The organism is Pseudomonas sp. App30 (assembly GCF_047947025.1).
Taxonomy (GTDB): domain Bacteria; phylum Pseudomonadota; class Gammaproteobacteria; order Pseudomonadales; family Pseudomonadaceae; genus Aquipseudomonas.
On the sequence record NZ_CP133165.1, the window covers coordinates 5,023,392 to 5,047,030 of the forward strand.

The 23,639-nt window shown below is 65.4% G+C and carries 22 protein-coding genes and 1 pseudogene; 15 read left to right on the forward strand and 8 right to left on the reverse strand.

What is annotated here, in order from left to right; genetic code table 11:
- Positions 1-17 precede the first annotated feature (17 nt).
- The 5 genes from RAM80_RS23215 to RAM80_RS23235 all read right to left on the reverse strand — a co-directional run bounded on the left by RAM80_RS23215 (position 18) and on the right by RAM80_RS23235 (position 4,273).
- On the reverse strand, positions 18-1,040 hold the full coding sequence (locus tag RAM80_RS23215; RefSeq protein ID WP_416422756.1) for an SIS domain-containing protein: 1,023 nt from the start codon (positions 1,038-1,040) through the stop codon (positions 18-20).
- Positions 1,021-2,127, reverse strand: a complete 1,107-nt coding sequence (nagA, locus tag RAM80_RS23220; RefSeq protein ID WP_416422757.1) for an N-acetylglucosamine-6-phosphate deacetylase — start codon at positions 2,125-2,127, stop codon at positions 1,021-1,023. The genes RAM80_RS23215 and nagA overlap by 20 nt, the downstream gene beginning before the upstream one ends.
- 18 nt (positions 2,128-2,145) lie before the next feature.
- Positions 2,146-2,877, reverse strand: coding sequence for a GntR family transcriptional regulator (locus tag RAM80_RS23225; RefSeq protein ID WP_416422758.1), 732 nt, complete (start codon positions 2,875-2,877; stop codon positions 2,146-2,148).
- 203 nt (positions 2,878-3,080) lie between these two features.
- A complete protein-coding gene (locus tag RAM80_RS23230; protein ID WP_416422759.1) occupies positions 3,081-3,656 on the reverse strand; it encodes a L,D-transpeptidase family protein in 576 nt (191 codons plus the stop codon).
- A gap of 65 nt (positions 3,657-3,721) precedes the next feature.
- Positions 3,722-4,273 (reverse strand): NUDIX hydrolase, encoded by a 552-nt coding sequence (locus tag RAM80_RS23235; protein WP_416422760.1) that lies wholly within the window; start codon positions 4,271-4,273, stop codon positions 3,722-3,724.
- A 138-nt stretch (positions 4,274-4,411) separates the two neighbouring features.
- Here RAM80_RS23235 and RAM80_RS23240 point away from each other — a divergent pair, with 138 nt between their 5' ends.
- The 4 genes from RAM80_RS23240 (at position 4,412) to purT (ending at position 7,191) form a co-directional block, all read left to right on the forward strand.
- Complete coding sequence (locus RAM80_RS23240; protein WP_416422761.1) at positions 4,412-5,011, forward strand: CoA pyrophosphatase; 600 nt, start codon at positions 4,412-4,414, stop codon at positions 5,009-5,011.
- Positions 5,012-5,053: 42 nt separating this feature from the next.
- Positions 5,054-5,578, forward strand: coding sequence for a gamma carbonic anhydrase family protein (locus RAM80_RS23245; RefSeq protein ID WP_416422762.1), 525 nt, complete (start codon positions 5,054-5,056; stop codon positions 5,576-5,578).
- A complete protein-coding gene (locus tag RAM80_RS23250) occupies positions 5,578-5,778 on the forward strand; it encodes a DUF1289 domain-containing protein (protein ID WP_416422763.1) in 201 nt (66 codons plus the stop codon). Before RAM80_RS23245 ends, RAM80_RS23250 begins: the two co-directional genes overlap by 1 nt.
- 231 nt (positions 5,779-6,009) lie before the next feature.
- Positions 6,010-7,191: a formate-dependent phosphoribosylglycinamide formyltransferase gene (purT, locus tag RAM80_RS23255; RefSeq protein WP_416422764.1), complete on the forward strand. Its 1,182-nt coding sequence runs from the start codon at positions 6,010-6,012 to the stop codon at positions 7,189-7,191.
- 60 nt (positions 7,192-7,251) lie between these two features.
- Here the strand turns inward: purT and RAM80_RS23260 are convergent, their stop codons facing one another.
- The 3 genes from RAM80_RS23260 to RAM80_RS23270 form a co-directional block, all read right to left on the reverse strand.
- Entirely contained in the window at positions 7,252-8,565 is a 1,314-nt protein-coding gene (locus tag RAM80_RS23260) for an MFS transporter (RefSeq protein ID WP_416422765.1), read from the reverse strand.
- A gap of 282 nt (positions 8,566-8,847) precedes the next feature.
- A complete protein-coding gene (locus RAM80_RS23265; protein WP_416422766.1) occupies positions 8,848-10,086 on the reverse strand; it encodes a transporter associated domain-containing protein in 1,239 nt (412 codons plus the stop codon).
- A gap of 11 nt (positions 10,087-10,097) precedes the next feature.
- Positions 10,098-10,910, reverse strand: coding sequence for a cytochrome C assembly family protein (locus RAM80_RS23270; protein ID WP_416422767.1), 813 nt, complete (start codon positions 10,908-10,910; stop codon positions 10,098-10,100).
- A 193-nt stretch (positions 10,911-11,103) separates the two neighbouring features.
- Here RAM80_RS23270 and ffh point away from each other — a divergent pair, with 193 nt between their 5' ends.
- The 11 genes and pseudogenes from ffh (at position 11,104) to RAM80_RS23325 (ending at position 23,629) form a co-directional block, all read left to right on the forward strand.
- Entirely contained in the window at positions 11,104-12,483 is a 1,380-nt protein-coding gene (gene ffh / locus RAM80_RS23275; RefSeq protein ID WP_416422768.1) for a signal recognition particle protein, read from the forward strand.
- Between the two features lie 248 nt (positions 12,484-12,731).
- Positions 12,732-12,983 (forward strand): 30S ribosomal protein S16, encoded by a 252-nt coding sequence (gene rpsP / locus RAM80_RS23280; RefSeq protein WP_008366201.1) that lies wholly within the window; start codon positions 12,732-12,734, stop codon positions 12,981-12,983.
- Positions 12,984-12,988: 5 nt separating this feature from the next.
- Complete coding sequence (gene rimM, locus RAM80_RS23285) at positions 12,989-13,528, forward strand: ribosome maturation factor RimM (RefSeq protein WP_416422769.1); 540 nt, start codon at positions 12,989-12,991, stop codon at positions 13,526-13,528.
- A 3-nt stretch (positions 13,529-13,531) separates the two neighbouring features.
- Positions 13,532-14,284 carry a tRNA (guanosine(37)-N1)-methyltransferase TrmD gene (trmD, locus tag RAM80_RS23290; protein ID WP_027978896.1) on the forward strand — a complete coding sequence of 251 codons (753 nt, stop codon included), beginning with the start codon at positions 13,532-13,534 and terminating at the stop codon, positions 14,282-14,284.
- 43 nt (positions 14,285-14,327) lie between these two features.
- Positions 14,328-14,678, forward strand: a complete 351-nt coding sequence (gene rplS / locus RAM80_RS23295) for a 50S ribosomal protein L19 (RefSeq protein ID WP_027978895.1) — start codon at positions 14,328-14,330, stop codon at positions 14,676-14,678.
- A gap of 104 nt (positions 14,679-14,782) precedes the next feature.
- A pseudogene (locus RAM80_RS23300) lies at positions 14,783-15,189 on the forward strand (acyl-CoA thioesterase).
- Between the two features lie 36 nt (positions 15,190-15,225).
- Entirely contained in the window at positions 15,226-16,122 is an 897-nt protein-coding gene (gene xerD, locus RAM80_RS23305; protein WP_416422770.1) for a site-specific tyrosine recombinase XerD, read from the forward strand.
- Positions 16,123-16,279: 157 nt separating this feature from the next.
- Entirely contained in the window at positions 16,280-17,017 is a 738-nt protein-coding gene (locus tag RAM80_RS23310) for a thioredoxin fold domain-containing protein (protein WP_416422771.1), read from the forward strand.
- Between the two features lie 135 nt (positions 17,018-17,152).
- Positions 17,153-18,457, forward strand: a complete 1,305-nt coding sequence (locus tag RAM80_RS23315) for a homoserine dehydrogenase (protein WP_416422772.1) — start codon at positions 17,153-17,155, stop codon at positions 18,455-18,457.
- A gap of 54 nt (positions 18,458-18,511) precedes the next feature.
- Complete coding sequence (thrC, locus tag RAM80_RS23320; RefSeq protein WP_416422773.1) at positions 18,512-19,921, forward strand: threonine synthase; 1,410 nt, start codon at positions 18,512-18,514, stop codon at positions 19,919-19,921.
- A gap of 111 nt (positions 19,922-20,032) precedes the next feature.
- Positions 20,033-23,629, forward strand: a complete 3,597-nt coding sequence (locus tag RAM80_RS23325) for an ATP-binding protein (RefSeq protein ID WP_416422774.1) — start codon at positions 20,033-20,035, stop codon at positions 23,627-23,629.
- The last annotated feature ends 10 nt before the right edge of the window (positions 23,630-23,639 follow it).

Here is a 23,639-nt window from a genome sequence, read left to right on the forward strand (position 1 = left end):
GGTACTCGTTCGGGCAACTAGTGGGTACGGGTGACTTTGCTCAAATAGCGCGGCTGGTCGGGGTCCAGGCCGCGGGCCAGGGCCAGGTGGGCCGCCATCACGTAGAAGCTCTGGATGGCCAGGATCGGGTCCAGCGCCGGGTGTTGGGCGCGGCACAGGTCCAGGTCGCGTTCGCCGATGTCATCGGGGGCGGCCAGCAGCACCTTGGCGCCGCGCTCGCGCATGTCGGCGGCAAGTTTCAGCAGGCCGGCCTGCTCGGCGCCGCGCGGGGCGAACACCAGCAAGGGGTAGCCGGCGTCGATCAGGGCCATGGGGCCGTGGCGCACCTCGGCGCTGCTGAACGCCTCGGCCTGGATGCCGGCCGTTTCCTTGAGCTTGAGCGCCGCCTCCTGGGCGATGGCGAAACCGGCGCCACGGCCGATCACCATCAGCCGGTCGCAGCCTTTGAAGGCGTCCACGGCGCCAGCCCAATCCACCGCTGCGGCCTGGCGCAGGCCATCGGGCAGGGCGGTGCCGGCGGCCAGTAATTCAGGGTCCTGGGCCCAGTGGCCGACCAGCCGGGCGCTGGCGCTGAGGGTGGCGATGAAGCTCTTGGTGGCGGCCACGCTCAGCTCGGCGCCGGCGCACAGCGGCACGGTGTATTCGCTGGCGGCCTGTAGCGGCGAGTCCTCGGCATTCACCAGCGCCACGCTGAGGGCACCGCGTTCGCGCAGCAGGCGCTGGCTGTCCACCAGGTCCGGGCTCTGGCCCGACTGGGACAGGGCGAACACCACCTGGCCGTCGACCTTGAGCGGCGAATGGCGCAGGCTGACCACCGACATCGGCAAGGAGGCCACCGGCACCCCCAACTGCTGCATGGCCAGGTAGGCCAGGTAGCTGGCGGCGTGGTCGGAGCTGCCGCGCGCCACGGTCATGGCCACGTGCGGCGGCTGCTGGCGCAGGCGCTCGGCCAGGGCCTGCAGCAGCGGGTCGAGGGTCTGCAGCTGGCGGCTCACGGCCGCGTGGGCGCTGCGCGCTTCTTCAAGCATCTTGCAAGTCAATGGCTTCTCCTTCGACCATCACGTCGGTCAGCATCAGGTGGCGGTCCAGGCGCACGCAGTCGGCCCAGGCCCCCGGTTGCAGGCGGCCGCGGTCGCTGACGCCCAGGTAATCGGCGGCGAATTGCGACAGGCGCCGGGACGCATCGTCCAAGGGCACGCCGATCTTCACCAGGTTGCGCAGCGCCAGGTCCATGGTCAGCGTGCTGCCGGCCAGCGTGCCGTCGGCCAGGCGCACGCCGCCCAGGCACTTGGTCACGTGGTTGCTGCCCAGCATGTAGTTGCCGTCGGGCATGCCGGTGGCCGCGGTGGAATCGGTGACGCAGTACAGGCACGGGATGGCCCGCAGCGCCGCGCGGATGGCGCCGGGGTGCACATGCAACAGGTCGGGGATCAGCTCGGCGTAGCGGGCGTGGGCCAGGGCGGCGCCGACCATGCCCGGCTCGCGGTGGTGCAGCGGGCTCATGGCGTTGTACAGGTGGGTGAAGCTGCTGGCGCCGGCCTCCAGCGCGGCCACGCCGTCCTCGTAGCTGCCCAGGGTGTGGCCGATCTGCAGGCGCACGCCACGGCCACTCAGTTCACGGATCAGCACGTTGTGGCCGGCAATTTCCGGGGCAATGGTGATGACCTTGATGGGCGCCAGGCTCAGGTAGTGGTCCACCTCGGCCAACAGCGCGGTGTGGGCGAAGTTGGGCTGGGCGCCCAGCTTGCCGGGGTTGATGTACGGGCCTTCCAGGTGCACCCCCAGCACCCGCGCGCTGCCGGGCTCGCGGGCCTGGCAGTAGTGGTCGAGGCCCTTGAGCACGCTGGCGATTTCCTCGGCCGGGGCGGTCATGGTGGTGGCCAGCAGCGCGGTGGTGCCGAAGCGCACGTGGGTGCGGGCAATGGTGGCGAAGGCGTCGCCGCCCTGCATGATGTCCTTGCCGCCACCCCCGTGCACGTGCAGGTCGATGAAGCCGGGCAGCAGGTAGGGACGGTCGTTGTCGGCCGGGTCGCAGGGCACGCCGTCGACGCCGGTGATCTTGCCTTCGGCGTGCAGCAGGCGGCCGCGGTACCAGCCGTTGGGGGTGAGGATGTTGTCGTCGGACATGGCAGGAAGGCTCGTGGTTCAGCGCCGCAATTCAGCGACGAAGTCGTAGTAGTCGTTGCGGCAATAGGTGTCGGTCAGCTCGATGGCGGTGTTGTCGTCCAGGTAGCCGATACGGGTCATCAGCAGCATCGCGGTGCCCGGTTCGATGCCTACCAGGGCGGCGAATTCGGCCGAGGCGTTAATGGCGCGGATGTGCTGCAGGGCGCGCACCACCCGCCGGCCGATGCTTTCCAGGTACTGGTACAGCGAATCGCCGATGGCCTCGGGGTGCGGCAGCAGGGCCGCGGGCAGGGCGCTCATCTCGATGGCCATGACGGTGTCGTCGGCCTTGCGCAGGCGCTTGAGGCGCGCCACCTGGTCGGTGGGCGATAGCCCCAGGCGGATCACTTCCTCATGGGTGGGCACGGCAATGCCGCGCTCCAGCCACTGCGAGCCGGGCACGAAACCCTTGAGGCGGAGCATCTCGCTGAAACTGGAAAGGCGTGACAGCGGTTGTTCCAGGCGCGGGGTAATGAAGGTGCCCGAGCCCTGGTTGCGGCGAATCAGGCCCTGTTCCAGCAGGATCTCCAGCGCCTTGCGGGCGGTGACCCGGGACAGGCCCAGCTGTTCGCTGAGGGTACGTTCGGAGGGCAAGGCCTGTTCGGCCTTCCATACACCGGCATGGATGGCGGCTTCCAGGTTGCGCGCCAGCTGCAGGTACAGCGGCGTGGCCTGGGTGTCGTCGGGGCGCAGCGCGAGCAGGTCGTTCATGTAGGGTTCCGATGCGATTGTGAGAGTTATGGCGCTCGGTAGTGGGCTTCAAGGTAATACCACTTGAATACCACGTCAATGCCAGTGGTTGTGCGGGTACAAAAAAACCCGCAAGCGGGTTTGGGTGGAGAGCCTGTGGGAGCTGGCTTGCCAGCGAGCTTTTATGGCCCCTGAAAAGCTCGCTGGCAAGCCAGCTCCCACGGTTACGGGCGGATTTCGATCATGGTGCCGTCCTTGACCAGGCTCCACAGTTCGCGCATGTCCTGGTTCTTCATGGCGATGCAGCCGTCGGTCCAGTCCAGGGTGTTGAAATACCACTCGGGGTATTCCTCGCTGTCCGGGGTGCCGTGGATCATGATCATGCCGCCGGCGGGCAGGCCGGCGCTGCGTGCCTTGGCGGCGTCGCCGGCGTTGGGGTACGACACGTGGATGGCCAGGTTGAAGCGGTCGCTGACCTTGCGCCAGTCCAGCCAGTAGAAGCCTTCGGGGGTGCGCATGTCGCCCTCGTACTGCTTGGGCCCGCGCGGGCTCTTGCCCAGCGACACGCGGTAGCTTTTCAGGGTCTGGCCACGGCTGAGCAACTGCAGTTGGTGGCTGGACTTGAGCACCAGCACCTTGTCCACCACGGCGTTGGCCAGGTCCGCCGGCACCCTGGGGGTGACGGCATCGACCACGGCCGGTGCAGTGCCCGCGGGTGGCTGCTTGACGACAGTGACAGTGAAGGCGGCCGACGACAGGGTGGCGTAGGACAGACAGAAGAGGGCAAGCAACCAGCGCATTTAACGATCAATCCTGCAGGTGAATCGCACCCCGCTTGCGCCGGTGCCGCGTGACACGGTCGGTTTCAGGTCTGCCCCAGCCCGTGCAGCGGCGGCAGAAATTCGTTGCGCACAGGGAAGTGTTGGCCCTGGCGGTCGGCAAAGTAGCATTCTAAGGTACGGTTCACCGTGGGGAAAGCCAGCTCGGCCCAGGGTATTTCGCTTTGTTCGAACAGCCGCACTTCCAGGCTTTCCTCGCCCACGGCGTAGTCCAGGTCGGCAAGCTCGGCGCGAAAGAACACATGCACCTGGCTAATGTGCGGCAAGTCGAACAGCGTGTACAGCGCCAGCTGGCGGACGCGTGCACAGGCTTCCTCCTCGGTCTCGCGGCTGGCGGCCTGTTCCAGGGTCTCGCCGTTTTCCATGAAACCGGCGGGCAGGGTCCAGAAACCGCGGCGCGGCTCGATGGCCCGGCGGCACAACAATACGCGATCGCCCCACACAGGCAGGCAACCGGCGACTATATTGGGATTTTGGTAGTGAATGAATTCACAGTGCCCGCACACGTACCGCAGGCGGTTGTCGCCCTGGGGAATGCGCTGGGTTACCGGGTTGCCGCACTGGCTGCAGAATTTCATGTCGGGCTTCCTGATCGCTGCGCCTATCTTGGCGCCAGTGGTCCCCGCACCGCAAGGGCGGTTTTGTACGCAAGGGGGGTTGGGCAGGGCCGTGGCTTTGGTGCATGATTGCCCCTAGGCATCGAATTGAGAGAGACCATGCTGGACGAGCTACTGCGTCGGATGAGCAGCCACAGGCCACGGACCCTGGAGACCGATCAGCGTTTCCCCGAGGCAGCCGTGCTGCTGCCCATCACCCGCAGTGCCGAGCCCGAGCTGGTGCTCACCCTGCGCGCCAAGGGCCTGTCCACCCACGGCGGCGAAGTGGCGTTCCCTGGTGGCCGCCGCGACCCCGAGGACCCGGACCTGGTGTTCACCGCCCTGCGCGAGGCCGAGGAAGAAATCGGCCTGCCGCCCGGCCTGGTGGAAGTGCTGGGCCCCCTGAGCCCGCTGATCTCCAAGCATGGCCTGAAGGTGACGCCCTTCGTCGGGGTGATCCCGGACTTCGTCGAATACCGCCCCAACGATGCGGAAATTGCCGCAGTGTTCAGCGTGCCGCTGGCGTTCTTCCGTGAAGACCCGCGCGAGCACACCCACCGCATCGACTACCAGGGCCGCAGCTGGTACGTGCCCAGCTACCGCTTTGGCGAATACAAGATCTGGGGCCTGTCGGCGATCATGATCGTCGAGCTGGTGAACCTGATGTACGACGCCGACATCAGCCTGCACCGCCCCCCCGAGCATTTCACGTCAATTTGAGCGGACCTGCGAGCCGCCTTTGCCTGCCTGAGGAAGCCACCGATGAAATACCGTTTGGGCGACGCCCGCGTCGAGACTCATGCCACCAGCTGGACCGCGCCCACCGCCACCCTGATCGGCCGGGTGCGCCTGCAGGAAAACGCCAGCGTGTGGTTTGGCGCCGTGCTACGCGGCGACAACGAACTGATCGACATCGGCCCCGACAGCAACGTGCAGGACGGCACGGTGATCCATACCGACATGGGGTCGCCACTGACCGTCGGCCGCGGTGTTACAATCGGCCATAACGCCATGCTGCACGGCTGCACCGTGGGCGACTACAGCCTGGTCGGCATCAACGCGGTGATCCTCAACGGTGCCCGCATCGGCAAGCATTGCATCATCGGCGCCAACGCGCTGATCGCCGAGGGCAAGGAAATACCCGACGGTTCGCTGGTGATGGGCTCGCCCGGCAAGGTCGTGCGCCAGCTGACCGAGGCGCAGATGAAGATGCTCGAGGCCAGCGCCGCCCACTACGTACACAATGCCCGACGCTACGCGCGGGACCTTGCCCCCCAGGAAGACTGATGAACCAAGAACGCCCCGTCGCCTCGCCTTGTGTGCAGGTCTGTGCCCTGGATGACGACGATATCTGCACCGGCTGCCAGCGCACGGCCGCCGAAATCACCCGCTGGGGGCGCATGAGCAACGACGAGCGCCGCGAAGTGCTGGTCAAGTGCCACGAACGCGCCGTGGCCGGCGGGATGATGTTTGTCGCCGGCGCCTGAAGCCCCCCTATCCGTAGCCGCTGCCGCAGGCTGCGCTGGCCGGTGTGAACCCTGGAAATCTCCAGCGGGGCACAGGGCCAGCGCAGCCTGCGGCAGCGGCTACGGTTTTGCAGCGCCTATTGCCTGGCGGTCGTGTCGCAGCGCCGCCTCGCGCCGATTGATGTAAAATGCCAGCCTCGGTGGGCCGCACCCGGGCGGCCCGCGATAACCCGTTCCCCTTAAGGACCTGAAATGACCCGTATCGGAACTCCACTGTCGCCGACCGCGACGCGCGTACTGCTGTGTGGCTGCGGCGAGCTGGGCAAGGAAGTGGTGATCGAGCTGCAACGCCTGGGCGTTGAAGTGATCGCCGTCGACCGTTATGCCAACGCCCCTGCCATGCAGGTCGCCCACCGCAGCCATGTGATCAACATGCTCGATGGCGCCGCGCTGCGTGCGGTGATCGAGGCCGAGAAGCCGCACTACATCGTGCCGGAAATCGAAGCCATCGCCACCGCCACCCTGGTGGAGCTGGAGTCCGAGGGTTTCACCGTGGTGCCTACCGCGCGTGCCGCCCAGCTGACCATGAACCGTGAAGGCATCCGCCGCCTGGCCGCCGAAGAGCTGGACCTGCCGACCTCGCCGTACCACTTCGCCGACACCTTCGAAGAGTACCGCGACGCCGTCCAGGACCTGGGCTTCCCGTGCGTGGTCAAGCCGGTGATGAGCTCGTCGGGCAAGGGCCAGAGCCTGCTCAAAAGCGCCGACGACGTGCAGAAGGCCTGGGACTACGCCCAGGAAGGCGGCCGTGCCGGCAAGGGTCGCGTCATCATCGAAGGCTTCATCGACTTCGACTACGAAATCACCCTGCTGACCGTGCGTCACGTGGGCGGCACCACCTTCCTGGCCCCGGTAGGTCACCGCCAGGAGAAGGGTGACTACCAGGAGTCCTGGCAGCCGCAGGCCATGAGCCCGGTGGCCCTGGCCGAATCCGAGCGCGTGGCCAAGGCCGTGACCGAGGCCCTGGGTGGCCGTGGTCTGTTCGGCGTGGAGCTGTTCGTCAAGGGCGACCAGGTGTGGTTCAGCGAAGTCTCGCCGCGCCCCCATGACACCGGCCTGGTGACCCTGATCTCCCAGGACCTGTCGCAGTTCGCGCTGCACGCCCGCGCCATCCTCGGCCTGCCGATTCCGGCCGTGCGCCAGTTCGGCCCGTCGGCCTCGGCGGTGATCCTGGTGGAAGGCAACTCCACCCAGACCGCCTTCGCCAACCTGGGCGCCGCACTGGCCGAGCCAGACACCGCGCTGCGCCTGTTCGGCAAGCCGGAAGTGGCTGGCCAGCGCCGCATGGGCGTGGCCCTGGCGCGTGACGAGTCGATCGAAGCGGCCCGCGCCAAGGCTACTCGCTCGGCCCAGGCTGTGAACGTGGAACTGTAATTGCCCGGACGCCGCCTGCGGCAGCTGTTACGAACCCTGTAGCAGCGGCCACAGGCCGCGTCACGCCACCTTGCTCAAATCCTCATCCCGCGTTTCCTTCAGGCACAGCACCGCCAGCAGGCTGAGCAGCGCCGCCGCCGACACATACCCGCCCACCCAGCCCAGGCCGCCCATGGCCACCAGCTTCTGCGCCGCGAACGGCGCCGCCGATGCCCCGACAATACCGCCCAGGTTGTACGCCGCCGACGCGCCGGTGTAGCGCACGCGCGTGGGGAACAGTTCGGGCAGCAACGCGCCCATGGGGGCGAAGGTGAAGCCCATCAGGAACAACTCGATGCTCAGGAACAACGCCACGCTGCTGGTCGAGCCCTGGGTCAGCAGTGGCTCCATGGCAAAGCCCGAGGCAATCGCCAATACGCCGCCGAACACCAGCACCGGCTTGCGCCCGAAACGGTCGCTCAGGGCCGCCGAAATCGGCGTGGCCAGGGCCATGAACAGCACCGCGAAGCACAGCATGCCCAGGAAGCTTTCCCGGCTGTAGCCCAGGGTGGCCACGCCGTAGCTCAGGGAAAACACCGTGGAGATGTAGAACAGCGCGTAGCACACCACCATGGAGGCGGCGCCCAGCAGCATGGGCCGCCAGTACTGGGCGAACAGTTCCACCAACGGGATCTTCAGCTTTTCATGGGCGGCCATGGCCTTGGCGAACACCGGGGTTTCTTCCAGCTTCAGGCGCACGTACAGGCCCACCATCACCAGCAGGGCACTGAGCAGGAACGGCAGGCGCCAGCCCCAGGCGCGGAACTGCTCGTCGCTGAGCAGCATGGCCAGGCCCAGGAACAGGCCGTTGGCCGCCAGGAAACCGATGGATGGCCCCAGTTGCGGGAACATGCCGAACCAGGCGCGCTTGCCCTTGGGCGCGTTTTCGGTGGCCAGCAGCGCCGCGCCACCCCATTCGCCGCCCAGCCCCAGGCCCTGGCCGAAGCGCAGCACGCACAGCAGGATCGGCGCCCAGGCGCCTATCTGGTCGTAGCCGGGCAGCACGCCGATCAGGGTGGTGCACACGCCCATCAGCAGCAGCGAGGCCACCAGGGTGGATTTGCGCCCGACGCGGTCGCCGAAATGGCCGAACAGCGCCGAGCCCAGCGGCCGGGCGAGGAAGGCGATGCCGAAAGTGAGGAAGGCCGAAAGCATCTGCGCAGTACCGGAGGTCTGCGGGAAGAACACCGGGCCGATCACCAGGGCGGCAGCCGTGGCGTACACGTAGAAGTCATAGAATTCGATGGCGGTGCCAATGAAGCTGGCGGTGGCCACCCGTGCGGTGGAATTGCGCGGCTGTTCGGCGCCGCTGGCAGCGTAGGTGCTGGTGCTCATTGCAGGTTCCCTGGCAAGCGTGCCTCCGCGCCGGCGCTTGGTCCGGGCGGGGGCGCATTATTATGTGTGCAGGGATGTTAACCGGGGAGGGAAGGGGTTGCACAAGCTCTAAGTGCACAACCAAGGCTATCAGCTCGGTTCGTCAGGCCATGGCACGATGCAACAGATGTAGGAGCCGAGCTCGCTCGCGATGCGCCGCGCGGGCGGCGCTCGATCTCACGGGCGCCACAACCATTCAGGCATGCGCCTGGTCGCCACGATGAATTATCCGGCCAGCAGCAATCAGGCCAGCTTGGGCAAACTGGATGTATGCCAGATCAGCACCCGCGTCACGCGGTTTTCCTCGGCTTGGAGGATTTCCAGGCGGTAGCGGCCGATCTTCAGGCACACCGCGCAATCGGGGATGCTCTCCAGCGCCTCGGTGACCAGGCCGTTGAGGGTCTTGGGGCCGTCGCTGGGCAGGTGCCAGCCCAGGCTCTTGTTCAGCTCGCGGATCGACGCCGCGCCATCCACCACGAAGCGGCCGTCGGCCTGCGGGTGCACGTGGGGGTTGTCCATGGTGTGTTCGTCTTCGAACTCGCCGACAATTTCCTCGAGAATGTCTTCCAGGGTCACCAGGCCGAGCACTTCGCCGTATTCGTCCACTACCACGCCCAGGCGCCGCTGCTGCTTGTGGAAGTTCAGCAGTTGCAGGTGCAGCGGGGTGCTCTCGGGCACGAAGTAGGCGTCGTAGCAGGCCGCCAGCAGGGCTTCCATGGTCAGCTCGCCCTTGGGCAGCAGGTGGCTGACCTGGCGGGTGTTGAGCACCTTTTCCACCTGGTTGATGTCGTTGTGGTACACCGGCAGGCGGGTGTGGCGGCTGATGATCAGCTGCTCGGCAATCTTCTCGATCGGGTCGTCCAGGTTCAGCCCGTCGACTTCGCTGCGCGGCACCAGGATGTCATTGACGGTGATGCGGTTCAGTGACTGCAGGCCACCCAGCAGGTGCGGGGCGCTGGGTTCCTGGTCTTCGTCGAGGTCGTCCTCGCTCTCATCCGGCCCCGGCTCGTCGTGGGGGCGGGCGATGGGCCGGGCAATGGGCGCGAACGGCTTGAGCAGCAGGCGGGCGATGCCGCTGAACGGCCACACCAGCGGGTACAGCAGGGTCAGGGGTAGGCGCAGCAGCGAGTTGCCCAGGCCGATGAAGGCCTCGGGATGGCGGCGCGCCAGCAGGCGTGGCAGGTATTCACTGAAGGTCACCAGCACGGCGGCCATGATCAGGCCGCCGGCCCACAGGCCCTTGGCGTGCCAGTGGTAGACCGCCACGAACACCCCCAGCACCACCGCCAGCACCCGGCACAGGGTGTTGCACAGCACCAGGCTTTCCAGCGGGAAGGCCAGGCTGGGGCGCTCGCCCACCTTGCGCCGGGTGCGCAGGGCAGCCAGGTGGTTGCGGGCTGTCTCCACGCCCGTGAACAGCGCCGACCAGAGGATCGACAGCAGCACGAAACCCAGCATCGCGCCCAACGGCAGATTGTCCATTTACTCGCCCGTCAGATGTGCAGAATGTATTCGCGAACCAGCTTGCTGCCGAAGTAGGCCAGCATCAACAGGCAGAAACCGGCCAGGGTCCAGCGGATCGCCTTGTGCCCGCGCCAGCCCAGGCGGTTGCGGCCCCACAACAGCACGCTGAACACGATCCACGCCAGGCACGCCAGCAGGGTCTTGTGCACCAGGTGCTGGGCGAACAGGTTTTCCAGGAACAGCCAGCCGGAAATCAACGACAGCGACAGCAGCCCCCAGCCGGCCCACAGGAAGCCGAACAGCAGGCTTTCCATGGTTTGCAGGGGCGGGAAGTTCTTGATCAGCCCCGAAGGGTGCTTGTGCTTGAGCTGATGGTTCTGGATCAGCAGCAGCAGGGCCTGGAACACCGCGATGGTGAACATGCCGTAGGCCAGGATCGACAGCAGGATGTGCGCCAGGATGCCCGGCTCCTCGTCGATCAGCGGCACCGTGCCCTTGGGGATGAACTGCGCGATCAGCGTGGTGGTGGCGCCCAGGGGGAACAGCAGGAGCAGCAGGTTCTCCACCGGGATGCGCGTGCAGGCGATCAGGGTCAGGGCGATGACCGCCGCCGAGATCAGGCTGGCGGCGCCGAAGAAGTCCAGGCTCAGGCCCTGGGGCGTGATCAGCTGGTATTTCAGTGCCAGGCCCTGGGCTACCACGGCGAGTGCGCCGATCACGTAGAGCAGGCGTTTGTCGACCGCTGCGCGCTGCTTCACGCGTGTGCCGTGGTAGACGGTCGCAGCGGCATAAAGGAAGGCGGCGGCGAGGCTGGGTAGCAAACTGGGTGACAAGGGGAGCATAAGTCCTGTGGAGCAAGCCCGAAAGTGGCTGAGTGTGGCATAGAACGGCCGCCGGACGAAAGACTGGCGCCGCACTGGTGTCCGTGGCGCGCACTTCTGGCTATAATCGCCGGCCTGCCCACGCCGCGCCTCTAATATTATTCACGGGCCAGGCTGCTTAACCTCGGTTCAATTGAGCCTGAAAGGATCGCGCATGTTTGAAAACCTTACCGAACGTCTTTCGCAGACGCTGCGCCATGTAACTGGCAAGGCCAAGCTGACGGAAGACAACATCAAAGACACCCTGCGTGAAGTGCGCATGGCGTTGCTGGAAGCCGACGTCGCCCTGCCGGTGGTGAAGGACTTCGTCAACAAGGTCAAGGAACGCGCGGTCGGCACCGAAGTATCGCGTAGCCTGACGCCTGGCCAGGCGTTCGTGAAGATCGTCCAGATCGAACTCGAAGGCCTGATGGGCGCGGCCAACGAAGACCTGGCCCTGAACGCCGCACCGCCTGCAGTGGTGCTGATGGCCGGCCTGCAGGGTGCGGGCAAGACCACCACCGCCGGCAAGCTGGCGCGCTTCCTTAAAGAGCGCAAGAAGAAGAGCGTGATGGTGGTATCGGCCGACGTCTACCGTCCGGCGGCCATCAAGCAGCTCGAGACCCTGGCCAACGACATCGGCGTGACCTTCTTCCCGTCCGATATCACCCAGAAGCCGGTGGCCATCGCCGAAGCGGCGATCCGCGAGGCGAAGCTCAAGTTCATCGACGTGGTCATCGTCGACACCGCCGGCCGCCTGCACATCGACGCCGAGATGATGGGCGAGATCCAGGCCCTGCACGCGGCCATCAAGCCGGTGGAAACGCTGTTCGTGGTCGACGCCATGACCGGCCAGGACGCCGCCAACACCGCCAAGGCCTTTGGCGATGCGCTGCCGCTGACCGGCGTGATCCTGACCAAGGTCGACGGCGACGCCCGTGGCGGTGCCGCCCTGTCGGTGCGTGCCATCACCGGCAAGCCGATCAAGTTCATCGGCATGGGCGAGAAGAGCGAAGCGCTCGAGCCCTTCCACCCGGATCGTATCGCCTCGCGGATCCTGGGCATGGGCGACGTGCTCAGCCTGATCGAGCAGGCCGAGCAGACCCTGGATAAAGAGAAGGCCGACAAACTGGCCAAGAAGCTGAAGAAGGGCAAGGGCTTCGACCTCGAAGACTTCCGTGACCAGCTGCAACAAATGAAGAACATGGGCGGCCTGGGTGGCCTGATGGACAAGCTGCCGAGCATCGGCGGCATGAATCTGTCGCAGATGGGCAACGCCCAGAACGCCGCTGAAAAGCAATTCAAGCAGATGGAAGCCATCATCAACTCCATGACCCCGGCCGAGCGCCGCGACCCTGACCTGATCAGCGGTTCGCGCAAGCGCCGGATCGCCCTGGGTTCCGGCACCCAGGTGCAGGACATCGGCCGCTTGATCAAGCAGCACAAGCAGATGCAGAAGATGATGAAGAAGTTTTCCACCAAGGGCGGCATGGCCAAGATGATGCGCGGCATGGGCGGCATGCTGCCCGGCGGCGGTGGCATGCCGAAGATGTGATTACCCGTGCCAGCCCCCGGGCTGGCACCGCCCGCAGCAGTGCGGGCACTGCGGTAAACCTGCCCCGGCAGGTCCACCGGCCACCCCTTCGGGTGGTCATATGAAGCAAATCTATCGGGTGCACTGTGTGTGCCGGAAAAAGGCATTTGCAAAAGTCCGGATATTCCTTGAGAATATGCGGCCTTTCGGGCACCCGTGTGCCCGCTGTGCATTATGATTTGCAGCACCGACTACAGGAACGATGTTCAATGCTAACCATCCGTCTTGCCCGTGGCGGCTCTAAAAAGCGCCCATTCTACCAACTGACCGTGACCGACTCGCGCAACCCGCGTGACGGCTCGCACAAAGAGCACGTTGGCTTCTTCAACCCAGTGGCTCGTGGTCAGGAAATCCGCCTGTCCGTGAACCAAGAGCGCGTCAACCACTGGTTGAGCGTTGGTGCACAGCCTTCTGAGCGCGTTGCTCAGTTGCTGAAGGAAGCTGCCAAGGCTGCGGCCTGAGCAATATGAACACGACGCCAGCTACTGCTGATGATTTGATCGTTATCGGCAAGATTTTCTCGGTTCACGGCGTTCGTGGCGAAGTGAAGGTTTACTCCTTTACTGATCCGATTGACAACCTGTTGGACTACAAAACCTGGACGCTCAAGCGCGCAGGCAGCGTGGACAAGCAGGTAGAGCTGGTCAGTGGGCGCTTGCAGAGCAAGTTCCTGGTCACGAAGCTCAAGGGTCTTGATGATCGCGACGAAGCCCAGCTTCTGTCCGGTTACGAGATCTGCGTGCCACGTGATCTGTTTCCAGATTTGGACGACGGCGAGTACTACTGGTACCAGCTGGAAGGTCTGAATGTCATCGACCAACTCGGGCAACTGCTCGGGAAGATCGATCACCTGCTGGAGACCGGTTCGAATGATGTGATGGTGGTCAAGCCTTGCGCTGGCAGCCTGGATGATCGCGAACGCTTGCTGCCCTATACGGAGCAGTGTGTGTTGGCCGTCGACCTGGCCGCAGGCGAAATGAAGGTTGATTGGGATGCGGACTTCTAGGCAATGGCCAGCCTGCGCGTAGAAGTGATCAGTCTGTTCCCCGAGATGTTTTCGGCCATCAGCGAGTACGGCATTACCAGCCGCGCGGTGAAACAGGGGTTGTTGCAACTGACCTGTTGGAATCCGCGGGACTACACCACAGATCGTCACCATACGGTGGATGATCGGCCGTTTGGCGGTGGTCCGGGCATGGTGATGAAGATCAAGCCCCTGGAAGATGCGCTGGCCGAGGCCAGGAACGCAGCGGGGGAGTCGGCGAAGGTCATTTACCTGTCGCCGCAAGGCCGCCAGCTGACTCAGCAGGGGGTACGCGAACTGGCTGAATCGGAATCCTTGATTCTGATCGCAGGGCGCTATGAAGGCATTGACGAGCGGTTTATTCAGGCTCATGTCGATGAAGAGTGGTCGATTGGTGACTATGTCCTGTCTGGCGGTGAGCTGCCGGCGATGGTCCTGATCGATGCGGTTACACGACTGCTGCCCGGAGCTTTAGGGCATGCGGACTCCGCGGAGGAAGACTCCTTCACGGATGGTCTGCTGGATTGCCCGCACTACACCCGACCGGAGGTGTATGCGGATCAGCGTGTTCCCGACGTATTGCTTAGTGGCAATCATGCACACATCCGGCGCTGGCGTTTGCAGCAGTCCCTTGGGCGGACCTACGAACGACGTGCCGATCTTCTGGAAAGACGCTCGCTTTCTGGAGAAGAGAAGAAGCTGCTGACGGAGTATCTCCGTGAGCGGGACGATAGTTAACGTATCGATGGTAGATCACAAAGATTTACCTTAGGAGCACAGCATGACCAACAAAATCATTCTGCAACTCGAAGCCGAGCAGATGACCAAAGAAATCCCGGCCTTTGCCCCGGGCGACACCATCGTCGTTCAGGTGAAAGTGAAGGAAGGCGATCGCGCTCGCCTGCAGGCGTTCGAAGGCGTTGTTATCGCCAAGCGTAACCGTGGTGTGAACAGTGCTTTCACTGTTCGTAAAATCTCCAACGGCGTTGGCGTAGAGCGTACTTTCCAGACCTACAGCCCGCAGATCGACAGCATGGCCGTGAAACGTCGTGGTGACGTGCGTAAAGCCAAGCTGTACTACCTGCGCGACCTGTCGGGTAAAGCAGCTCGCATCAAGGAAAAACTGGCTTAATAGCCGTTTTACCGATGCAAGAAAGAAGCAGCCTACGGGCTGCTTTTTTGTGCCCGCGATTTATGCCAGCTCCCACATTCCCAACACCCTGGCGATAGCCCTCCATGACCCCACGCGACCTCGAAATACAACGCCGCACCGACCTCTCGGTCAGCCGCGTCACCAAGGCGGTGTTCCCGCCCACCACCAACCACCACAACACCCTGTTCGGCGGCACTGCCCTGGCCTGGATGGACGAGGTGTCGTTCATCACCGCCACGCGCTTCTGCCGCCTGCCGCTGGTGACCGTGTCCACCGACCGCATCGACTTCAACCACCCCATTCCTGCCGGCAGCATCGTCGAACTGGAGGCACTGTGGTGAAAGTCGGCAACACCAGCCTCAAGGTGCGGGTTGAAGTGTTCGTGGAAAGCATGAGCTGCGACGGCCGGGAAAAGGCCATCGAAGGCGTGTTCAGCTTCGTCGCCATCGACGATGACAAGCGCCCGGTGCCGGTATTGCCGGGCCTGTGAGGTAGACTGCGGCTTTCAATCGCCCGGTTTGCGCAGATGCCCGCTGTAGATCACCCCCTCATCGACCAGTACCTCGATGCCCTGTGGCTGGAAAAAGGCCTGTCGGACAACAGCCGCGACTCTTACCGCAGCGACCTGACCCTGTTCAACGGCTGGTTGCAGGAAAAAGGCGTGCAGCTGCCCCAGGCGGGCCGCGAGTTGATCCTCGACCACCTGGCCTGGCGCGTGGACCAGGCCTACAAGCCGCGTTCCACCGCGCGTTTTCTCTCCGGCGTGCGTGGCTTTTATCGCTACCTGCTGCGTGAAAAGCTGATCGGCGTGGACCCGACCCTGCAGGTCGAGATGCCGCAGTTGGGCAAGCCGTTGCCCAAGTCCCTGTCGGAAGCCGACGTGGAGGCGCTGCTCAAGGCCCCGGACCTCAGCGAGCCCATCGGCCAGCGCGACCGCGCCATGCTCGAAGTGCTGTATGCCTGTGGCCTGCGCGTGACCGAGCTGGTGAGCCTGACCCTGGACCAGGTCAACCTGCGCCAGGGCGTGCTGCGGGTGATGGGCAAGGGCAGCAAGGAACGCCTGGTGCCCATGGGCGAGGAGGCCGTGGTGTGGGTGGAGCGCTACCTGCGCGACGGCCGCAACGACCTGCTGGGCGGGCGCCCCAGCGACGTGCTGTTCCCCAGCCAGCGCGGCGAGCAGATGACCCGCCAGACCTTCTGGCACCGCATCAAGCACCAGGCCAGCGTGGCCGGCATCGGCAAGTCGCTGTCGCCGCACACCCTGCGCCACGCCTTCGCCACGCACCTGCTCAACCACGGCGCCGACCTGCGCGTGGTGCAGATGCTGCTGGGCCACAGCGACCTGTCCACCACGCAAATCTACACCCATGTCGCCCGGGCCCGCCTGCAGGACCTGCATGCCCGTCATCACCCGCGTGGCTGAGGCGATCACCGCACATCTCTTGTTGCCGTGTCATTCGGACAGAGCCTGTGAATGTGGTAGGCTTGGGCGGTTACCAAAGCGGGCATCGAATGCCGGCTGTCCACGGACCGCCGACCCAGCACGATTGGCCCCTTCGTCCGCTGCCTCAGGAGTTCCCATGCGCGTGACCCGAATTCTCGCTGCCGCCGCCCTTGCGCTGCTCAGCACCGTGGCTATGGCCGACGACAAGGCCGAGCAGGCCATCCGCAAGACCCTCGACACCCTGCAACTCGACACCCCGATCGAAAGCATCGCCGCCAGCCCGCTCAACGGCCTGTACGAAGTCAAGCTGCAGGGCAGCCGCGTGCTCTACGCCAGCGCCGACGGCAAGTTCGTGATGCAGGGCTACCTGTTCCAGGTGCAGGACGGCAAGCCGGTCAACCTCACCGAGATCACCGAACGCCAGGGCGTGGCCAAGACCATCAACGCCATCCCTGCCAGCGAAATGGTGGTGTTCCCGGCCGTGGGCGAGACCAAGTCGCACATCACCGTGTTCACCGACACCACCTGCCCGTACTGCCACAAGCTGCACGAGGAAGTGCCTGCGCTGAACAAGATGGGCATCGAAGTGCGCTACCTGGCCTTCCCGCGCCAGGGCCTGGGTTCGCCCGGTGACGAGCAGCTGCAGGCCGTGTGGTGCTCCAAGGACCGCCAGGACTCGCTGACCAAGCTGATCAACGGCAAGAGCGTCGACACACCGGCCAAGTGCGCCAACCCGGTGAGCAAGCAGTTCGCCATGGGCCAGTCCATCGGTGTCAACGGCACGCCGGCCATCATCCTGGAAAACGGCCAGATGATTCCTGGCTACCAGCCGGCCCCGCAAGTGGCCAAGCTGGCCCTGGGCGCCAAGGGCTGATGGCCGCCGCCTTCGTGTCATCCAAGATCAAGGCCTGACGGGAATGCCCGCCAGGCCGTAATTTACCAAGCCGCACGGGTGTGCGGCGGTTTGTCACGGCCGACCCTGCGTCGGCCGTTTTATGGGGAGTTCAGAGTGAAACCGGTCAAAGTAGGCATCTGTGGGTTAGGTACCGTCGGTGGCGGCACCTTCAACGTACTTCAGCGCAACGCCGAGGAGATTGCCCGCCGTGCCGGGCGTGGAATCGAAGTGGCCCAGATTGCCATGCGTTCGCAGAACCCGAATTGCCAGATTACCGGTACCCCCATTACCAACGATGTCTTTGCCGTGGCCACCAACCCCGACATCGACATCGTCATCGAGCTGATCGGCGGCTACACCGTGGCCCGCGAACTGGTGCTCAAGGCCATCGAGCACGGCAAGCACGTGGTCACCGCCAACAAGGCGCTGATTGCCGTGCACGGCAACGAGATCTTCGCCAAGGCGCGCGAGAAGGGCGTCATCGTCGCCTTCGAAGCGGCCGTGGCCGGCGGCATCCCGGTGATCAAGGCCATCCGTGAAGGCCTGTCCGCCAACCGCATCAACTGGGTGGCCGGCATCATCAACGGCACCGGCAACTTCATCCTCACCGAAATGCGCGAGAAGGGCCGCACCTTCGAAGACGTGCTGGCCGAGGCCCAGGCCCTGGGCTACGCCGAAGCCGACCCGACCTTCGACGTGGAAGGCATCGACGCGGCGCACAAGCTGACCATCCTGGCGTCCATCGCCTTCGGCATCCCGCTGCAGTTCGACAAGGCCTACACCGAAGGCATCACCCAGCTGACCACCGCCGACGTCAACTACGCCGAAGCGCTGGGCTACCGCATCAAGCACCTAGGCGTGGCGCGCAGCACCGCCGCCGGCATCGAGCTGCGCGTGCACCCGACGCTGATCCCGGCCGACCGCCTGATCGCCAACGTCAACGGCGTGATGAACGCCGTCATGGTCAACGGTGACGCCGCCGGTTCCACCCTGTTCTACGGCGCTGGCGCCGGCATGGAGCCTACCGCTTCGTCCGTGGTCGCCGACCTGGTGGACGTGGTGCGTGCCATGACCTCCGACCCGGAGAACCGCGTGCCGCACCTGGCCTTCCAGCCCGATTCGCTGTCGGCCCACCCGATCCTGCCGATCGAGCAGTGCGAGACCGCCTACTACCTGCGCATCCACGCCAAGGACCACCCAGGCGTGCTGGCCCAGGTTGCCAGCATCCTGTCGGAGCGCGGCATCAACATCGAGTCGATCATGCAGAAGGAAGTCGAGGAACAGGACGGCCGCGTGCCGATGATCCTCCTGACCCACCGCGTGCAGGAACAGCGCATGAACGACGCCATCAAGGCCCTCGAAGGCCTGGAAGGCGTGGTCAGCCCCGTTGTCCGCATCCGCGTCGAGCACCTCAACTAATCAGTAGCCGCCAGCCCTGCCAGGGCTGGCGGTGCGAACCAAAGGTTTGGAACCATGCGTTATATCAGTACTCGCGGCAAAGCCCCGGCCCTGAACTTCGAAGACGTCCTGCTGGCTGGCCTGGCCAGTGACGGCGGCCTGTACGTGCCGGAAAACCTGCCACGCTTCACCGTCGAAGAAATCGCCTCGTGGGCCGGCCTGCCATACCACGAACTGGCCTTCCGCATCATGCGCCCGTTCGTCACCGGCAGCATCCCGGACGCCGACTTCAAGAAGATCCTCGAGGAAACCTACGGTGCCTTCGCCCACAACGCCGTGGCGCCGCTGCGCCAGCTGAACGGCAACGAATGGGTGCTGGAGCTGTTCCACGGCCCGACCCTGGCCTTCAAGGACTTCGCCCTGCAGCTGCTGGGCCGCCTGCTGGACTACACCCTGGCCAAGCGCGGGGAGCGCGTGGTGATCATTGGCGCCACCAGCGGTGACACCGGTTCGGCCGCCATCGAAGGCTGCAAGCACTGCGAGAACGTCGATATCTTCATCCTGCACCCGCACCAGCGCGTGTCGGAAGTGCAGCGTCGGCAGATGACCACGCTGTTCGGCGACAACATCCACAACATCGCCATCGAAGGCAACTTCGATGACTGCCAGGAAATGGTCAAGAACAGCTTCGCTGACCAGAGCTTCCTGAAGGGCACCCGCCTGGTTGCCGTGAACTCGATCAACTGGGCGCGCATCATGGCCCAGATCGTCTACTACTTCCACGCGGCCCTGCAGCTGGGCGGCCCGGCGCGTTCGGTGTCGTTCTCGGTGCCTACCGGCAACTTCGGCGACATCTTCGCCGGCTACCTGGCCCGCAACATGGGCCTGCCGGTCAACCAGCTGATCGTCGCCACCAACCGCAACGACATCCTGCACCGCTTCATGAGCGGCAACCAGTATGCCAAGGAAACCTTGCACGCCACCCTGTCGCCGTCCATGGACATCATGGTCTCGTCGAACTTCGAGCGCCTGCTGTTCGACCTGCACGGTCGCAATGGCGCCGCCGTCGCCGAGCTGATGGACACCTTCAAGCAGGGTGGCGGCTTCAGCGTCGAGCAAGAGCGCTGGACCGAAGCGCGCAAGCTGTTCGACTCCCTGGCGGTCAGCGACGAAGCCACCTGCGAGACCATCGCCGAAGTCTTCGCCCAGACCGGCGAAGTGCTGGACCCGCACACTGCCATCGGCGTCAAGGCCGCGCGCGAATGCCGCCGCAGCCTGGACATTCCCATGGTGGTGCTGGGCACGGCGCACCCGGTCAAGTTCCCCGACGCGGTGGTCAAGGCTGGCGTTGGCAAGGCGCTGGAGCTGCCAGCCCACCTCACCGACCTGTTCAGCCGCGAGGAAAAATGCACGGTGCTGCCGAACGACCTCAAGGCCGTCCAGGCCTTCGTCAGCCAGCACGGCAACCGTGGCAAGCCGCTGTAACGCTGCGTTACGCTGAATAGCCCTGCAACACATAAAGCCCGTCGCTCGACGGGCTTTATTCTTTGCGCGTGTCACACTTGGGGTTCGATTCCCCAAGGGCCATGACACGGCATGAAGCACAACCTGCACAAGGCAAAACGCTGGCTGGCGGCCTGTTTGGTGCTGCTGTGCCTGGCCACCTGCAGCCTGGTCCAGGCCGCACAGACCCTGCCGTTCACCCTGATGCCGGCGTTCACCCGGCTTGAGCCGCTGCCCCTGGCGGCCGGCGACCGGCAATGGCTGGCCCAGCACCCGGTGCTGCGGGTAGGGGTGTCGATCACCGACCTCGAGCCGGTCGACATCACCGTGGACCGCAACCGCTACCGCGGTATCAGCGCCGACTACCTCAACCTGATTGCCAGCCGCCTCGACCTGCCGCTGCAGATTCACGGCTTCGCCCGCCGCGAGGAAGCGGTGGAGGCCCTGGAGTCCGGCGAAATCGATATCCTCACCAGCGCCAACGGTTTTGTGCGCAAGCACCCGGGGCTAGCCTTCACCCGCGCGTACATGCCCGACGACGCGGTGCTGGTGCAACGGGAGAACCTGGGCGGCCCCAACGCCCTGGCAGGCTCGCGCATCGCCGTGCTCGATGGTTACCTCGACCTCGACGTGCTGCACGCCGCCTACCCGCACAGCGAGCTGGTGCTGGCCCCCAGCCTCGCCAGCGGCCTGGAGGCGGTGGCCCAGGGCGACGTGCAGGCCTTCATCGGCAACGAGGTGGTGGTACGTGCCTACAGTGCGCTGCGGCCGTTCATGGGCTTGCGCATCGCTGGCGAGGCCAGCCTGCCCGATGCCGGCTTCGCCTTCGCCGTGCGCGGCACCGACCCGGTGCTGCTGGGCCTGCTGGACCGCGCCCTGGCCAGTATCGACGAGTCGTTGCGCCGGGAAATCCTCGGCCGCTGGACCACCGGCCTGGGTTCGGACATCGGCCAGCCGCGGGTGGCGCTGTCGGCCGAGGAGCAGGCCTGGCTGCATGCCCACCCCAGGGTGCGGGTGGCAGCCAGCGATTACCCGCCGTACCTGTACCGCGACCGCCAGGGCAACTGGGCAGGGCTCAACCGCGACGTACTGGCGACCATCTCCTCCATGAGCGGCCTGCAGTTCGACTACGTGCCCTCTGCGTCCATCGCCGACAGCCTGCAGGCGCTGAAGGCCGGCAACGTCGACATGAATACCACCTTGTCGGAAAACCCCGAGCGCAAGGCCTTCCTGGGGTTCTCCCATGCCTTCGGCGGCCAGGGCTGGGTGTTCGTGGTGCGGGGCAATGGGCCGCCGGTGGCCTCGCTGGAGGACATGGCCGGGCGCGTGCTGGCCCTGCCGCGCCAGCACGCGCTAGAGAGCAGCCTGCGCGAGGAATACCCCAACATCATCCTGCGCCTGGTGGACACCTACGACCAGGCCCGCGACCTGGTGCGGCGGGGCGAGGCCGACGCGACACTGGACAGCGAAGTCAGCGCCTGGCGCTCGGTGGGCCGCTACCCGCCGGGCGAGCTGAAGGTAGGGCGCAGCGTGGAAGGCCGGTGGGCGGCGGACCGCTTTGCCGTGCGCCTGGATGAACCGCTGCTGCTGAGTATTCTCAACAAATCCCTGGAAGCCTACCCGGTGCCGGAGTTGCGCGCGGTGCGAATCAAGTGGCTGGGCGCCGTCGACGGCCCGCCACCGGCCTGGCAACGCATCGCACCATGGGTGTGGTGGGCGCTGGCGGCGGCGGTGCTGTTTGGCCTGGTGTCGTTGATGTGGAACAGCCGCCTGAAGGCGCAGATCCAGCAGCGCGAGCAGGCCGAGGAGGCGTTGAGCGACCAGTTGGCGTTCCAGCGTGCGTTGCTCGACGGCATCCCCAACCCGATCTACGTGCGCGACCTGCAGGGGCGCATGGTGTCGTGCAACAAGAGCTACGAGGAGGTGTTCTCGACCCGCCTGGCGCTGGTGCGCGGCAAGCTGCTGCCCGAAGTGTCACTGATCGCCGCCGACAAGGCCGCGCAGCTGCACGCCGACTACCTGGCGCTGCTGCAGGACCAGCAGCCGCGCTTCGCCGACCGGCAGATCGAGCTCAAGGGCCAGCCGGTGGACGCCTGGCAGTGGATGGTGCCGTTCTACCGCGCCGACGGCCAGTTGCAGGGCATGCTGGGCGGCTGGATCGACATCAGCGAGCGCAAGCGCCTGGAGGCGGAGTTGGTGCATGCGCGGCAGGTGGCCGAGCAGGCCAGCCAGGCCAAGAGCGCGTTCCTGGCCACCATGAGCCACGAGATCCGCACGCCCATGGCGGCCATCATCGGCCTGCTGGAACTGGAGCGCGAGACCGCTCGCCTGCACGGTGGCGAGCCGTCGCAGGCGCTGGACGTGGCCTACCAGTCGGCCCGCGACCTGATCGCCCTGATCGGTGACAGCCTGGACCTGGCCAAGATCGAGGCGGGCAGCTTGCAACTGGCACCCGAAGCCACCGAGCTGCGGCCCTTCTTCGCCACCATCGTCCAGCTGTTCAGCGCCCAGGCGCAGCAGAGAGGCTTGCGCCTGGAGCTGGACCTGGCGGCGGGGCTGGACGGCAGCTACTGGTTCGACCCGTTGCGCCTGCGCCAGGTGATTCACAACCTGCTGAGCAACGCCTTGAAGTTCACCCATCAGGGCCAGGTGACCCTCGAGGTAAGGTTGAGCGAACAGGGCGGCCTGTGCATCGAAGTCAGCGACACTGGCGTGGGCATGGACGCCGAGCAGCAGGCGCGGCTGTTCAAGCCGTTCGTGCAGGTGGGCGCGCCGTCTGCACAGGAGGTGCGTGGCACCGGCCTGGGCCTGAGCATCTGCAAGCAGCTGGTGGGCCTGATGGGCGGCGATATTCGCCTGGCCAGCGCACCGGGGCAGGGCACGCGGGTGACCTTGACCCTGGACCTGCCGCGCGTTGCCGGCAGCCCCGGCAACACCGCGGCGCACGCTCAGCCGTATGCTGGCCGTGCACTGCAGGTGCTGGTGGTGGATGACATGGCCGCCAACCGCCTGGTGCTGACCCAGCAGGTGAGTTTCTTCGGCCATCAGGTGCAGGCTGTGAGCAGCGCCGCGCAGGCCTTGGCGGTGTGGCAGGCCAAGGCCCCCGACGTGATCATCAGCGACTGCAACATGCCGGGCATGAGTGGCTATGACCTGGCCCGCGCCATCCGTGCCGCCGAGGCGCAGGGCGCAAGGCCGCGTACACCGTTCATCGGCAGCAGCGCAAATGCCTCCGATGGCGAGGCAGAGCGTTGTCGCCTGGCGGGCATGGACCAGCTGCTGGTAAAGCCCATCGGCCTTGAACAGCTTGGCCAGTTGCTGGCCGGGCTGGCGGCGCCGCCAGCCTTCGACATGGCCACCCTGCGGCGCATGACCCTGGCAGATGATACGGTGATGAAAAAGATGCTGGAGGAGCTGCGCAACAACATCGCCCAGGAAACCCAGGTGCTGGAGGCGGCGGTGGCCACGGCCGACTGGTCGCCCATGCGGGCCGCGTTGCATCGCCTCAAGGGCGTGGCCTGCCTGATTGACGCAGGGCCCATGGCCATGGCCTGCGCTGAGCTGGACAGCAGCGCCAAGGCCCGTGCGGGCGATGGGCTCGGGCAGCAATGGGCCACCCTGCGCCAGCGCCTGCAAGCGCTGAGCCTGGACATCGAGAAACAACTTTCGGAAATATCCTACAAAGTTTAGGACTTGTCCT